15 protein-coding genes are annotated in these 13,257 nt (G+C 64.1%); 3 read left to right on the top strand and 12 right to left on the bottom strand.

Going from position 1 to position 13,257, the window contains the following annotated elements; translation table 11 throughout:
* Window positions 1-61: 61 nt before the first annotated feature.
* A complete protein-coding gene (locus tag GUY37_RS09285) occupies window positions 62-994 on the top strand; it encodes an AEC family transporter (RefSeq protein ID WP_166824830.1) in 933 nt (310 codons plus the stop codon).
* Window positions 995-1,143: 149 nt separating this feature from the next.
* On the opposite strand, the gene GUY37_RS09280 is transcribed toward GUY37_RS09285, so the two are convergent.
* The 5 genes from GUY37_RS09280 to GUY37_RS09260 form a co-directional block, all read right to left on the bottom strand.
* On the bottom strand, window positions 1,144-1,659 hold the full coding sequence (locus GUY37_RS09280) for a ferritin (RefSeq protein ID WP_025778340.1): 516 nt from the start codon (window positions 1,657-1,659) through the stop codon (window positions 1,144-1,146).
* A 169-nt stretch (window positions 1,660-1,828) separates the two neighbouring features.
* Window positions 1,829-3,262 carry an amidase gene (locus tag GUY37_RS09275; RefSeq protein ID WP_166824827.1) on the bottom strand — a complete coding sequence of 478 codons (1,434 nt, stop codon included), beginning with the start codon at window positions 3,260-3,262 and terminating at the stop codon, window positions 1,829-1,831.
* Window positions 3,259-4,500 (bottom strand): amidohydrolase, encoded by a 1,242-nt coding sequence (locus GUY37_RS09270; RefSeq protein WP_166824824.1) that lies wholly within the window; start codon window positions 4,498-4,500, stop codon window positions 3,259-3,261. Before GUY37_RS09270 ends, GUY37_RS09275 begins: the two co-directional genes overlap by 4 nt.
* Before the next feature lie 94 nt (window positions 4,501-4,594).
* Entirely contained in the window at window positions 4,595-5,332 is a 738-nt protein-coding gene (locus GUY37_RS09265; RefSeq protein WP_166824821.1) for a hypothetical protein, read from the bottom strand.
* A 9-nt stretch (window positions 5,333-5,341) separates the two neighbouring features.
* Window positions 5,342-6,088 (bottom strand): DUF5058 family protein, encoded by a 747-nt coding sequence (locus tag GUY37_RS09260; protein WP_025778344.1) that lies wholly within the window; start codon window positions 6,086-6,088, stop codon window positions 5,342-5,344.
* Between the two features lie 133 nt (window positions 6,089-6,221).
* Here GUY37_RS09260 and GUY37_RS09255 point away from each other — a divergent pair, with 133 nt between their 5' ends.
* Entirely contained in the window at window positions 6,222-6,368 is a 147-nt protein-coding gene (locus tag GUY37_RS09255) for a hypothetical protein (RefSeq protein WP_166824818.1), read from the top strand.
* Window positions 6,369-6,473: 105 nt separating this feature from the next.
* Window positions 6,474-6,737: a hypothetical protein gene (locus GUY37_RS09250; RefSeq protein WP_166824815.1), complete on the top strand. Its 264-nt coding sequence runs from the start codon at window positions 6,474-6,476 to the stop codon at window positions 6,735-6,737.
* A gap of 37 nt (window positions 6,738-6,774) precedes the next feature.
* Here GUY37_RS09250 and GUY37_RS09245 read toward each other — a convergent pair whose 3' ends face one another.
* The 7 genes from GUY37_RS09245 to GUY37_RS09215 form a co-directional block, all read right to left on the bottom strand.
* Window positions 6,775-7,293 (bottom strand): hotdog fold domain-containing protein, encoded by a 519-nt coding sequence (locus GUY37_RS09245; RefSeq protein ID WP_166824812.1) that lies wholly within the window; start codon window positions 7,291-7,293, stop codon window positions 6,775-6,777.
* A gap of 25 nt (window positions 7,294-7,318) precedes the next feature.
* Window positions 7,319-7,636, bottom strand: coding sequence for a hypothetical protein (locus GUY37_RS09240; protein WP_166824809.1), 318 nt, complete (start codon window positions 7,634-7,636; stop codon window positions 7,319-7,321).
* Window positions 7,637-7,887: 251 nt separating this feature from the next.
* Complete coding sequence (locus GUY37_RS09235; RefSeq protein WP_269320682.1) at window positions 7,888-8,340, bottom strand: transglycosylase family protein; 453 nt, start codon at window positions 8,338-8,340, stop codon at window positions 7,888-7,890.
* 179 nt (window positions 8,341-8,519) lie between these two features.
* Window positions 8,520-10,892, bottom strand: coding sequence for an ATP-binding cassette domain-containing protein (locus tag GUY37_RS09230; RefSeq protein ID WP_228278453.1), 2,373 nt, complete (start codon window positions 10,890-10,892; stop codon window positions 8,520-8,522).
* A gap of 5 nt (window positions 10,893-10,897) precedes the next feature.
* Window positions 10,898-11,308, bottom strand: a complete 411-nt coding sequence (locus GUY37_RS09225; RefSeq protein ID WP_101593512.1) for a VOC family protein — start codon at window positions 11,306-11,308, stop codon at window positions 10,898-10,900.
* A 19-nt stretch (window positions 11,309-11,327) separates the two neighbouring features.
* Window positions 11,328-11,735, bottom strand: a complete 408-nt coding sequence (locus GUY37_RS09220) for a helix-turn-helix transcriptional regulator (RefSeq protein WP_035320339.1) — start codon at window positions 11,733-11,735, stop codon at window positions 11,328-11,330.
* Window positions 11,732-13,255 (bottom strand): APC family permease, encoded by a 1,524-nt coding sequence (locus GUY37_RS09215; RefSeq protein WP_166824806.1) that lies wholly within the window; start codon window positions 13,253-13,255, stop codon window positions 11,732-11,734. Before GUY37_RS09215 ends, GUY37_RS09220 begins: the two co-directional genes overlap by 4 nt.
* Between the last annotated feature and the right edge of the window lie 2 nt (window positions 13,256-13,257).

The raw sequence follows: 13,257 nt of genomic DNA, 5'->3' as shown, positions 1-13,257 counted from the left end.
CTACATTGAGTCAAACACACTCAACTTTGAATTGATTCCGAACTCATGAAATTCTCAGTCTGTGAGCCTGGTTCCCATACTCCTCGCCCTCCTTCCCGTCACGGTGCTCATCGCCTTCGGCCTGGTGCTGAAGAGACTGCCGGGTTTTCGGAGTCCCGAGTTCTGGTCGGGCGCGGAGAAGCTCGCGTACTACTGTCTGCTTCCGGTGCTGCTCTTCACCTCCGTCGCCGAGGTGGATGTGGCCCATGTCCCGCTCGCGCGGTTGGCGGCGGCGCTCGTCATTCCCACCGCGGTCGTCTCCGTGGGCATCATCCTGACCCGTCGGGTCATCGCGCGTGATCTTCCCGCCTTCACCTCTGTTCTGCAAGGAGGCATCCGCTTCAACACCTATATCGGGCTGTCCTTGGCGGGCAGCCTGTTCGGCTCCGAGGGCAGCGCCGTTGCCGCGATCGTCGCAGCGATCCTCGTCCCCACGGTCAACGTCGTCTCGAGTCTCGGTTTCGAGTTCCTCCGCACCGGGCCGAGCTCGCTGTTCGCGCTGCTGAGGGCGATCGTGACGAATCCTCTCGTGCTCGGCTGCGTCGCCGGAGCTGCTGCCAACGTCAGCGGGCTGGGCCTGCCCGACGTGGCGTCCACGGTTCTCGATCCCCTGGCGTCGGCCTCGCTGCCCATCGGTCTGCTGTGCGTCGGTGCCGGCTTGCAGACATTCTCGCTGCGCTCCCATACCCGGGCCATCATCGCCTCCACGGCGATCAAGCTGCTTCTGCTGCCGGGCCTGTCGCTGGCAGCCCTGGCCCTCTTCGGCGTCCCGACGGTGCCTGCACTGGTCGGATTGGTCTTCCAGTCGATTGCGACGGCGAGCTCGGGCTACGTCATGGCGAGGCAGCTCGGGGGAGACGCGAAGCTCATGGCCGCACTCATCGCCGGACAGACCGTCATCATGCTCGTCACTCTGCCGGTCGTCCTCCTCATCGGCCAGTCGGTGCTCGGCTGAGTACGGAGTCCGGTGCCGACGTCACAGGGGCCGACAGCACAGCGGCCGACCCCGCACTGGGATCGGCCGCTGAGTACTCGGTTCGAGTCCACCCTCGACTCACGCGTCTCGAGATGAGCGCTGAGCCTCAAGTGGTCGGTCTGCAGATATCACTCGCCGTCGGCGGTGATATCGGGGTGGCGTGAGCCGAGTTCGGAATCGATGCGCAGGACACCGGCACCGTCGGTGCCGACACGCTCGAGGCGACCGATGATCTCCGAGATGCTCGACTCCTCCTCGACCTGCTCGTCGATGAACCAGTGGAGCAGCGGCAGCACGTCGAGGTCGGCTTCGTCCTGGGCGGTGCGGTAGAGATTGCGGATGGATTCCGAGACCTTCTCCTCGTGCGCCAGAGCGGCCTTGAAGAAGTCGATCGGCTGCGAGCCGGAGACCTTCGGCGCGGCGATATCACCGATCTGAGGGGCGAATCCGCGGTCGAGGCAGTGCTGAGTGAACTTCGCGGCGTGCACCTGCTCTTCTTCGGACTGGGCGCGCATCCAGCGCGTCATTCCGGGCAGATCCTGATCGTCGAGCTGGATGGAGAGCTGGAGGTAGACCAACGAGGCTTCGAGTTCGAGGGTGACCTGCTCGTTGAGGACCTTCTGCATGGCGGGGCTCAGGTGCATCTGTTACTCCTTTGCTGTTCGAGGCGGATCCATTCCGCCTGCTTAGAGAATATCCTGACACCTTTTCTAGAACCGTTCCAGTGTGGAAAGGCTCGGCAAACTCTGCCCAGGTTTGCCATACCTGTCCCCGTCCGTCCCGCGCTGCGCCGATTCCGGCGCGACGTTCCGCTCAGAGCTCCGGCCGCCGACGGTGGTGACCGGTCGCCGATTCGAAGGCATGAGCGACTCGGAGCAGTTCGACGTCAGCGCCCGGTTTCGCCACGATCTGTACACCCACCGGCAGGCCGGAGGCCGAGAATCCTGCCGGCACCGAGATCGCAGGGCACCCGGTCGCCGAGATCAGGCACAGGGCCCGCATCCAATCGAGGTAGTTCTCCAACTGCACACCGTTGATCTGCGTCGGATATTCGATGTCGGCATCGAACGGCAGGACCTGGCAGGTAGTGAGCACGAGGACATCGTGTCCGGCGAAGTATCGGTCGATCTCACCGTGGAGGCGGGTGCGTGCGGATTCGGCCGCAACCACCTCGGCGCCGGTGAGATCGAGGCCCATGCGGATATTCCACCTGACCGATTCCTTGATGTGCTCCGGGTGCGTCTCATACAGCCCGCCCCAGGACCCGACGAAGTCGAGGGCACGGCGCACATTGAATACCTCATCGGCGTCCGTGAGATTCGGAATCTCCGCGTCCACCTGCGCGCCGAGACCGCCGAACACCTGAGCCGTGGAGGCGACGATGTCCTTCACCTCGGCCTCGACAGGCAGCAGTCCGTCCAGGTCGGGGCTGAATCCGACCCGAAGACCGGTGAGGTCGGGGGAGTGGTCGGCGGTACGAGCGAATTTCGGGAGGTCGAAGACTCTGCCCGATTCCAGGATCGATGCCGGCGCCGAGGGGTGCGGCCCTGAGGCCACCGACATCAGCAGTGCGACATCCGAGACCGTGCGTGCCATGAACCCGCTCTGCCCAAGCCACGCATAGGGGTTGCCCGGGGCAGTGTGCGGGATGCGGCCGTTGCTCGGTCGCAGCCCGACGACGTTGTTGAACGATGCGGGCGAACGCAGTGATCCGCCCATGTCCGATCCGTCCCCGGAGGCTTGGATCCCGGCCGCGAGCACCGCCCCCACTCCGCCGGAGGACCCCGATGCCGATTTCGTTCGGTCGTAGGGGTTCACCGTCGTGCCGAACACCTCGTTGAAGGTGTGCGAACCGGCGGCGAACTCGGGGACATTCGTCTTGCCCGTCGTCGTGATCCCGGCGGCTTTGAGTCGGGCGATGATGAGCGCATCCGATTCGGGAACCCGATCGGCCATGAGCGGCGATCCCCAAGTCGTGCGCATTCCCGCAGTGTCGTGAGTGTCCTTGTGCGTCATCGGCACCCCGTGCAGGGGCCCGAAGCTCTCACCGCGAGCGGTCGCTGAGTCCGCCGCCTCGGCCTGGGCGAACGCGGCCTCGTCGTCACGGGTGACGACGGCATTGAGGACGGGGTTGACTGCGTCGATGCGGTCGAGGTGGACCTGCAGTGCTTCACGGGCGGAGACCTCTTTGGCGGCGATCCGGGCGGCCAGTTCACGGGTCGACCACCACAGCATCTCCTCACTCATGCGCGGTCCTTTCCAACCTTGCTCAGCACTGCTGACAGCGCGGCTCGGATGCCCGTCTCGAGCGTGGTTTCGACATCGTCAGGAGCGAAGAACGGGGAGTGGTTGCCGGCCGGGGTCTGTCCGCCTTCGAATTTCGCAGGGGAGTAGCCGCCGAAGAACCAGTAGACGTACGGCACCCCGATGTCATCGCCGAACGCTCCGACATCCTCGCTGCCGGTGGCAGGCTCGGTCAGGTGGACCTGCTCGGCACCGAGCTCGGCTCCGACGTGAGTGAGGAACGACTCGGTTTCGTCGGGGTCGTTGAAGCAGCGCGGGAACCGATACATCTCCTCGATCTCCGGTTCCGGGGCGCCGGAAGCCTGCGCCTCGGCGAGAATGATGCGGCGGACCCGGTCGAGGACGACTGCGCGGACCTCCTCGGTGAAGGTGCGGATATTGAGTTTGAACTCGGCGGAGTCCGGGATGATGTTCTCCTTGAGCCCGCCGTGGAACGTGCCGACGGTGACGACGGACATGTCGCGGCCGGAGATCTCACGGGACACGACCGACTGGAGCCGGGTGATCATATAGGCGCCGAGGACGATAGGGTCGATCGCATTCTCCGGTTGGGATCCGTGCGCCTGTTTGCCCTTGACGGTCACGCGCAGGCAGTCGGACATCGCCATGGCGGTGCCGCTGCTGGCGTAGATGTGGCCGGCCGTTCCGGGCCACACATGCTGACCGAAGATGACTTCGGGGCGCACGATCTCATCCCAGAGTCCGTCGTCGAGCATGGCCCGCGCACCTTGGCCGGTCTCTTCCCCCGGCTGGAAGATCATGACGACCGTGCCCGACCACAGGTCCTTGTGTGTGACGAGGTGCTTGGCGAGGTAGAGCCCGACGGTGATGTGCGTGTCGTGGCCGCAGCCGTGCATGACCTTCGTGGTCTCCCCGTCGGGCAGAGTGCCCTCTGCGGTGGAGGCGTAGTCGAGTCCGGTGTCCTCGCTGATCGGCAGGCCGTCGATGTCGGCGCGGTAGCCGATGACGGGCCCGTCGCCGTTGTCGATCACGGCGACGACGCCGGTTCCGCCGAAGGTGCGGGTGGTCAGTCCGAGGGCGTGGAGGCGGGAGGCGATCTCGGCGGCGGTGTTCGTCTCCTGCATCGACAGCTCGGGAGTGCGGTGGAAGTGTTTGTAGTCGGCAATCGTCTGGTCGAGATCGGCGCTGATCGACGCGCGGAGAGCGGGCTTGAGCGACATGATGTCCTTTCGGCAGTGGTGTGGTGCCATCTTGGCAGGAATTCTCGAATGCGGGGGTCAGTCTCGGAGACTGAGCGACAGGCGCATGCTGTCGTCAGTTGATGCCGACGGTATCGGTGCCGTCGCCGCCCGGCCTCTTGTCCGTGACCGATTTGTTGCGGGTGAACCAGGTGATGAGGATGGTCAGGAACACGACGATCGCGACGTCGCCGGGCGCGAGCACGGGAACCAGTCGGACGAGGACGAGGATGACCAGAGCCGCCATGCCGAGGGCGATGAGCGTCGACTTGAGCTGCTTGAGGGACGCGATGAGCTGGACGGTGACACCGCCGAGGATGGCCGGGAGGATGTAGAGCTTCGCGACGAGGGTGGCCGACTCGGGGATGAGGGTGACGAGCCACGTGCCGAGGATGCCGACGAAGATGACCATCGACGTGACGTGGATGATCGCCGCCCCGCAGATGGCCATCGTCGCCGCATATTCGCCCTTGCGGGTGCCGGGCTTCGCGCCGATCGCGTCCTGAGCGACGATGGCTGAGGGCAGCAGCTTGTTCGAGACGTTGCCGATCATGAAGGCCTGGTACATTCCGGCGGGTCCGAGGATCGGGAAGTAGGTGAGAGGTTCGACGATGTAGAAGACGCCGTAGACGGCGAACACGGCGAGGAACCCCGTGAGGATCTCACCGAAGTCGATGTTCGCGTCTGCGACGAAGATCAGATAGAACGGCACCGAGGTGGCGATGAGGAATCCGATGAACAGCGTGATCGAGCCCCACCGGCTGGTGGTGCGCTCGAACGCCGCGTGCGAGGGCGATGTGATGATCGATGACATGTTCTCTCCTCAGGCTTCGGGCAGTCCGAGACCGGCATAGTGGGCGAAATACGCGGCGACGAGGCCGATGAGCAGGGAGAATCCCAGTCCCCATTCCTTCAGCCAGTTCTGTTTGAGTGTCTTGGCCAGCAGCAGGCAGATGCTCATCACGACTGCCGAGACGATGACGGCGATGACGTGCGCCGGCGATTTCGGCAGCTCACGGAAGGTCAGGGCCGCGAAGGCCGCGAGCAGTGCCGCGCCCGGGATGATCGACATGAGTGCCGGATTGACCTTCTCGAGTTTGTGGGAGCTGCGCTTGAAGATCGGGGTGAGGATGAGAGTGGAGATCATCCAGCCGGCTCCCGAGAGGCTCATCGCCATGAGAGCCACGATGAAGACCCCGCGGGTGAAGGTCTCATCACCGAGGTTGGCGCCCATGGTGCCTGCAGCCAGCGACGCAGAGGCCACCTCGGTGGCGGCGGAGCCGATGAGCCCGACCCGGACGATGACCGGGGGAGTGCCGAAGAGCGGCAGCAGGGCGATGGCGACGAGGACCACCGACAGTGACGGTCCGATTGCGGCGACACCACCGGCGCGGAAGGCCGACCTGACCTCCTGTTGGCTCATTCCCGCCGACTCGGCGTTCTTCTTCACGGCGGTCATGTAGATGAGCGATTGGACGACGACGACAGCCATCACCGCCAACGCGAGTATCCAGAGAATCGGCGCATTTGCGAGGCCGATGTAGTCGGCCGAACCGCTGGCCACTGTCATGGTCAGCTCCTCACTTCATTGTCGAGTAGCAGGGGCCCGAGTGGCAGGTCACGTTGGTATACCATCACGCGGGACGTAGGGATAACATATACTGACCGAACGGTCAGGGTCACCGTTTGGCCGGAAGATCTCATTGTCCGAGACGCTGCGGCGAGTCCGTGCTTCCGATCTGAATCGATCGACCGGTGCCGGAGAGTGGACGAATGCCGAGCTCATCAATCACCTGATCGGCGGGGGAGTCCGCTACACGCTGCTGCTGGGGCAGGCGAGCACTGCGTAGGTCGAAGCCACCAGGGGAGTCGATCACCGCGGCAATGACAGGCTCGAATCATTCTGGGCTAACGAGACAGCATTCAGAACGCTCGCTGAGGAGTGCGATCTGCAGATGCCGGTCGCACATCGGATCGGGAGCATTCCCGGCGCGCAGCTGGTGCAGATGCGCATCCTCGAGCTAGCCCTCCATGCCGCGGATCTCTCACGCGGCACCGGTCACGATTGGCCGGTCGACGAGAGCCTGGCCGCGTTCATCGCGGAGGAACTCGGCGATCTCATCATCGCCCTCGGTGCCGAGGGCGGATACAGGCCGCCGCGCCCGCTCGACAAGGGCGCCTCGGCCGCTCAGCGGGTGCTGCTGCTGTCGGGTTGGTGACCGGTTCAAACCCGTCACCGGATGGAGACGGGATGGCTCAGCGCTTCTTCGGTGAGATGTACATGGTGATGCGTGCCGTGACGAATGCGGTGCCCTCAGCGTCGATGACGTCGACGGGGACGACCAGGTCGAACTTCTCGTCGCCGAATTCAGGGATCGCCTCAAGGCGGGTGACGGCCGTAATCTCTCCCTTGCTGGCCTTGGCGTTGTACTCCACGGTCATTCCCGCAGGGATCCAGCGGTGTGTGGGCGGCACGGTCGCTTCGGTCATGACACCGGCGGCGACCTCGGCCATATTGCACGATGCGATCGCGTGATAGGTGCCGATGTGGTTGTGCATTCCGCGACGGTTCGGTGCAGTGACGCGGCACAGCCCCCGGCGCAGCTCTCTGATCTGCGGTCGCACGGTGCGGAAATAGGGTGCCTTGAAGGAGATGGCCTGAGAGAACAGCCAGGAGCCCACGCGACCGCCCAGCGGCATCTCCTGCATCTTCTTCCAGAGCTTGAAGGTGGGTGCCGAGTCGGTGTTCTGCGCGGCTGTGGTGTCTGCGTTCATGGGTGCACCTCTGCTGTGAGCTGAGTTACTGTTCAGTACAGACTAGCATTCGCCCCATTCGGCCCGCGCTCTTCATAGTCGCGGTGAGATAGATCGTGTGCTGGCGCGCAGCAGGGGAGTAGGCGAGCACCGGCACTGTGCCGCCATGTCCGGACTCATAGCGATACTCGACCTCACCGAGCCCGATGATGCCCGAAGCCCACACCACAGGCACTTCGCCGGAGATCTCTGCGAAGATCTCGCACAGGCGATCTGCCTCGGCGCGCCTGGGACCGCGGGCACGGTCGAGAACCTCGCCAACGCCTTCACCCGTCGGTCGCATCGCCGGCTGCCTCGTCGCCATTCCGTCTCCTCATGTCGGACTGACGGATCCCAACGCGAACCGTCGAATTCAACTGTATCCGGGCACCCCGGGGAGCGGGTCCATGTCTGTACTTAACATAATGTATATTATCGGCGTTATACCCAGAGCCGGATCACCGACAGAAAATGCCCGTGAGCGACGCGTGGGTCACTCACGGGCATTTTCTGATCACGATCACAGCGCACGTGTTCGCGCCTGCAGATCGTTGATCATCAGATCATTGCGCGGGATCAGCTGCCGACGATGACATTTCCGCCGAGTCCGACCTTGCCGCTGTCGCTCGAACCGCCGTCGTCGCCGGACCCGTCGCCGTCATCGGCGGCACCGTTGGACTTCGTCAGTCCGGCCTTCTCGCCGCAGACCGGCCATGCGCCCGGACCCTGTTCCTCGAGCACCTTCTGAGCGATGTGGATCTGCCACTCCTTGCTGTGCTCGTCCGCAGTGCCCGAACCGCCGAAGGCATTCCAGGTCTGCTTGGAGAACTGCAGTCCGCCGTAGTATCCGTTTCCGGTGTTGATGTGCCAGTCACCGCCGGATTCGCATTCGGCGACCTTGTCCCAGACGCCCTTCTCAGATGCCTGTGCCGGCTGCGCTGCGCTCATTCCGGTCAGCCCGGCGGCTGCGACAGCGCCGGCGCCGACGAGCAGAGCGGCCTTGCGGAGGCTTGTGCTGTAGAGGTTCACTGTGTCTTCTCCAAAGTACGACTGCATTTCGGCTCTGTAACCCGGTCGTTACCAAGCCGTTATACACCGTAACGAATCAACTGCCGCATTTGAACCCGAGACCGTGAATTCAGCATCCGAATCGCCTCCGCGCTCTCTGAGCGAAGTGTGAAAAGCAGCGGCTCCCCCGGTCAGGCCGGTCAGGCATTCACATATGTGGCCAGATGCTCGGCAGTCAGCGAACCGTTCGTCTTCTCTCCTGCGACCAGGTCGGCTGGGCTGCCTTCGAACACGATGGAACCTCCGTCGTGTCCGGCACCGGGTCCGAGGTCGATGATGTGATCGGCATGAGCCATCACGGCCTGATGGTGTTCGATGACGATGACGGTGCGTCCGGAGTCGACGAGTCCATCTAGCAGCCCCAGCAGGTTCTCGACATCGGCCAGGTGCAGTCCGGTCGTCGGTTCATCGAGGATGATCACCTGCGCCGCCTCGGCGGCCTTCGCCGACAAGTGCACCGCGAGTTTCAGTCTCTGACGCTCTCCCCCGGACAGCGTCGTCAGCGGCTGGCCGAGACTGACATAGCCGAGTCCCACCTCGGCGAGGATCTTCAGAATCTTCACGACCGTCGGAATGCGCGACTCCCCCGCACCGAAATGGTCGACCGCCGAAACCACAGGCAGATCCAGGACCTCACGGATATTCAGTCCGCCCAAGGTGAATTCGAGCACCTCGGCTTGGAACCCCTTGCCCTCACACTCGTCGCACGGTGCCGACACGCCGCCCATGAGCGCCATATCCGAATAGATGATCCCGGCGCCGTTGCACACCGGGCACGCGCCTTCGGAATTCGCGCTGAACAGGGCGGGTTTGACCCCGTTGGCCTTCGCGAACGCCTTCCGGATGGGCTCGAGCATCCCCGTATACGTGGCAGGGTTGCTGCGCCGGGACCCCTTGATCGGAGCCTGATCGATCATCACAACTCCATCGCGACCCCGCAGGGACCCCTCGATGAGGCTGCTCTTGCCCGAACCGGCGACCCCGGTGACGACGGTGAGCACGCCGAGGGGCACATCGACATCGACGTCGCGCAGATTGTGCGATCCGGCACCCCGGATCTCCAGTGCACCCGCCGACTCCCGCACCGTGTCCTTGAGTGCGGCGGTGTATCCGAGGTGGCGACCGGTGAGAGTATCCGATTCCCGGAGACCGTCGACGGTGCCGGTGAAGGTGACCTCTCCCCCGGTGCTGCCCGCGCCGGGACCGAGGTCGACGATGTGGTCGGCGATGAGTATCGTCTCGGGCTTGTGTTCGACGACGAGGACCGTGTTGCCCTTGTCCCGCAGCGCCAGCAGCAGGTCGTTCATCGCTCGGATGTCGTGCGGATGCAGACCGATCGTCGGTTCGTCGAAGACATAGGTGACGTCCGTAAGCGACGAGCCCAGGTGGCGGACCAGTTTGATCCGCTGCGCCTCTCCCCCGGACAACGATCCCGCCGATCGGTCCAGGGACAGATACCCGAGGCCGATGTCGTTGAAGGCGCGCACGTCCGCACGCAGTGACTTCAGCAGCGCCGAGGCGGCCCCCGGCGTGATCTGATCGAGCCATTTCGTGATGTCCGAGATCTGCAGGGCACACACATCGGCGATGGACCGACCGGCGATCAGGGAGGACCGCGCGGCCGCATTGAGACGAGTTCCCTCGCAGTCGGGACAGGTGGTGAACACGACGGCTCGGTCGACGAACTCGCGGATGTGCTTCTGCATCGAGTCACGATCCTTGGACAGGAACGACCGGCGGATACGAGGAATCAGCCCGTCGAAGGTGATGTTCGTGCCGTTGATCCTGACCTTCTCACCTTCGGCGTAGAGCAGGTAGTGCCGCTCCTTCTCATCGAAGTCGGCGACGGGCTTGTCCGGGTCGAAGTAGCCGGATTCGGAGAACATGCGCACGGACCAACCGCCGGGTTTGTACCCGGGGACCGTGATGGCTCCCTCGGCCAAGGATTTCGACTCATCGACCACCTCGGCGATGGAGATGTCCGTCGCGGTGCCCATTCCCTCGCATTGCGGGCACATTCCGCCGTTGACGGAGAAGGACCTGCGTTCGACCTGCTTGCCCTCGCCCTTGTCGATACTCACCGCGCCTTTCCCGCTCAGCGTGGCCACGTTGAAGGAGTAGGCGTTGGTCGACCCGAGGTTCGGTTCTGCCAGACGAGCGAAGAGGGTGCGCAGCTTCGCATTGATGTCCGAGACCGTACCCACGGTGGATCGCGGGTTCGCTCCGATCCGCTCCTGATCGACGAGGATGGCCGTCGTCAGTCCTTCGAGGACATCGACTTCGGGTCGGGCCATCGCAGGCATGAAGCCTTGGACGAACGCGGAATAGGTCTCATTGATCATCCGCTGGGACTCGGCGGCGATGGTGTGGAAGACCAGCGAACTCTTGCCGGAACCGGAAACGCCGGTGAAGACCGTCAGGCGACGTTTGGGGATCTCGACGCTTAAGTTCTTGAGATTGTTCTCCCGGGCTCCGCTGACGCGGATGAGGTCATGGCTGTCTGCGGTGTGCACAGGTCTCAGCCTCTCTGCTGGATGCGGATCATGTTTCCGGCGGGATCCCGCAGGGCACAGTCGCGCAGACCATAGGGCTGGTCCATCGGTTCCTGCACGATATCGGCACCCTTGGCCTCCACCTCGGCGAAGGTCTCATCGACGTTCGGGCTCGCCAGCACGATCGCGGCATAGCTGCCCTTGGCGATGAGACCTTCGATGGTCTCCCGTTCGGTGTCGCTGATCGTCGGGTCGGTCACGGGCGGGGTGAGCACGATCGATGTGTCGGGTTGGCCGACCGGTCCCACCGTCAGCCAGCGCATGCGTCCGGCACCGACGTCGAGGCGCAGCTCGAAGCCGAGGATGTCACGGTAGAAGGTCAGGGATTCGTCCGCATCGATGTGCGGCAGGAAGCTGGCGTTGATCGAGATGTCCATGTCAGCAATCGTAGACTGCTCAGTCAGGTGGGACTTCTCGATTCCTGACCGGTCGCAGGGCATTCTTCACCACGATCGTCGGCAGCCGGTGCTCGCCTGCGGCGACACCGTCGCGGTAGCGCGTCGGTGAGAGTCCGACGAGTTCGCTGAAGCGGGTGCTGAAGGTGCCCAGGGAGGAGAAGCCGACGGTGAAGCAGATCTCGGTGATCGTGAGATCACCGCGACGGATGAGGGCCATGGCGCGTTCGATCCTGCGCGTCATGAGATACGAATACGGCGATTCGCCGAAGGCCGCTCTGAACTGACGGCTGAGGTGCCCGGCGGACATGTGCACGCCTGTGGCCAGGGCCTCCACGCTCAAGGGCTGGTCGAACTCGCGGTCGATGCGGTCCCGGACTCGGCGCAGAGCCACCAGTTGCTCATTCACCCCTCGTCGACTCCCTGTTTCAGGGTGTGTCCGCGGAAGAAGTCGGGATGGCGGAGAGATTGGATGATCATGATGACCACGCCCAGGGCCAGCACTCCGATGCCGAGGACGAAGACGAGTCCGATGCCGAAGACGGACGACCCCGATCCGTAGTCGGGATCGAGGGAGTCGATCGCGGTGGTGACGAAGATGACCAGCAGGGTCACTCCGCCGATGAGCGGGAACAGGAACCGGAAGAAGAACGTGCGGGTCGAGGCGAACAGGCTGCGGCGGAAATACCAGATGCAGGCCAGACCCGTGATGCCGTAGTAGAAGCAGACCATGAGTCCCAGAGCGGTGATCGTGTCCCACAGGGCGTTCTCCGAGAGCAGGCGCATGACGACGTAGAAGATGATCGCCGCTGCCGCCGAGGTGACGGTGGCCACGGACGGCGATTTGTACCGCGGGGAGACGCGGCCGTACTTCTCCGGCAGCGCTCCGTAGTGGCCCATCGCCAGGATCGTCCGCGACGGTGAGACCATCGTCGCCTGCAGCGACGACAGAGAGGAAGAGAGCACGGCGACGGACACGAGCACCGCGAAGGGACCCATGACAGGGCCGGCGAGTGAGGCGAAGATCGATTCCTGGTTGTCCGGATTGCCTGCCCCGAGCCCCTCGGTGCCGACTCCGGCGAAGGAGATGACGGCGATCGTGCAGGCGATGTAGATGATGACGATCGCCACGATGGTGAGCATGGCGGCCCGGCCCGGGGTCTTCTCCGGATCCTTCGCCTCCTCGTTCATCGTGATCACCGTGTCCCAGCCCCAGAACAGGAAGATGGAGAGGGAGACTGCGGCCGCGACGGTGGAGAAGTCACCGGCAGACAGAGGGTTGAACCAGTCGAATGAGACCGGGGTCGGGTCGAAGGCGGTGCCGTTCGAGGCCTGCACGATCGCGGCGACGACGAACCATCCCAGCGCCAGAACCTGGAAGGCGACGAGCCAGACCTGCAGCTTCTCGGTGGCCTCGACGCCCCTGTAGGACACCCAGGCCGCAGCCGCGGTGAGAATGATCGTGACGGGAATGTTGATCCACAGAACACGGGTGAGTTCGGCGATGGACGGATCGGAGAACACCTGCGACAGCAGGAGGAACAGGAAGTCCACCGCCACAGCCGCGAGATTGGACAGCACGAGGACGGTGGCAGCGACGAGGCCCCATCCGCCCATCCAGCCCAGCCAGGGGCCGAACGCTCTGGTCGCCCAGGTGAAGGTGGTCCCCGAGTCCGGCATCGCCGTATTGAGTTCCCGGTAGCCGAAGACGACCAGCAGCATCGGCACGAAGCCGATGAGCAGCACGGCCGGGGTGTGCACCCCGACCTCGGAGATCGTCGGGCCCAGTCCCGAGGTCAGCGTATAGGCCGGAGCGATGCAGGAGATGCCGATGACGGCTCCCCCGATGGCACCGATCTTGCCGGCGGAGAGCCCCTTGGCGCTCAGTCCGCTCGAGTTCGTCGACGGTGACGGCTGTGTGCTGCTCATGG

It is taken from the genome of Brevibacterium limosum, from assembly GCF_011617705.1.
GTDB classification, from domain to species: Bacteria; Actinomycetota; Actinomycetes; order Actinomycetales; family Brevibacteriaceae; genus Brevibacterium; species Brevibacterium limosum.
This window is presented reverse-complemented; position numbering and strand designations above follow the sequence as displayed.

Excerpts from the sequence above, each read along its gene's own strand:
- GUY37_RS09280 (WP_025778340.1), bottom strand. The coding sequence starts at position 1,659 with ATGCACCTGAGCCCCGCCATGCAGAAGGTCCTCAACGAGCAGGTCACC.
- GUY37_RS09275 (WP_166824827.1), bottom strand. The coding sequence starts at position 3,262 with ATGAGTGAGGAGATGCTGTGGTGGTCGACCCGTGAACTGGCCGCCCGG.
- GUY37_RS09270 (WP_166824824.1), bottom strand. The coding sequence starts at position 4,500 with ATGTCGCTCAAGCCCGCTCTCCGCGCGTCGATCAGCGCCGATCTCGAC.
- GUY37_RS09265 (WP_166824821.1), bottom strand. The coding sequence starts at position 5,332 with ATGTCATCGATCATCACATCGCCCTCGCACGCGGCGTTCGAGCGCACC.
- GUY37_RS09260 (WP_025778344.1), bottom strand. The coding sequence starts at position 6,088 with ATGACAGTGGCCAGCGGTTCGGCCGACTACATCGGCCTCGCAAATGCG.
- GUY37_RS09250 (WP_166824815.1), top strand. The coding sequence starts at position 6,474 with ATGCCGGTCGCACATCGGATCGGGAGCATTCCCGGCGCGCAGCTGGTG.
- GUY37_RS09245 (WP_166824812.1), bottom strand. The coding sequence starts at position 7,293 with ATGAACGCAGACACCACAGCCGCGCAGAACACCGACTCGGCACCCACC.
- GUY37_RS09240 (WP_166824809.1), bottom strand. The coding sequence starts at position 7,636 with ATGGCGACGAGGCAGCCGGCGATGCGACCGACGGGTGAAGGCGTTGGC.
- GUY37_RS09225 (WP_101593512.1), bottom strand. The coding sequence starts at position 11,308 with ATGGACATCTCGATCAACGCCAGCTTCCTGCCGCACATCGATGCGGAC.
- GUY37_RS09215 (WP_166824806.1), bottom strand. The coding sequence starts at position 13,255 with ATGAGCAGCACACAGCCGTCACCGTCGACGAACTCGAGCGGACTGAGC.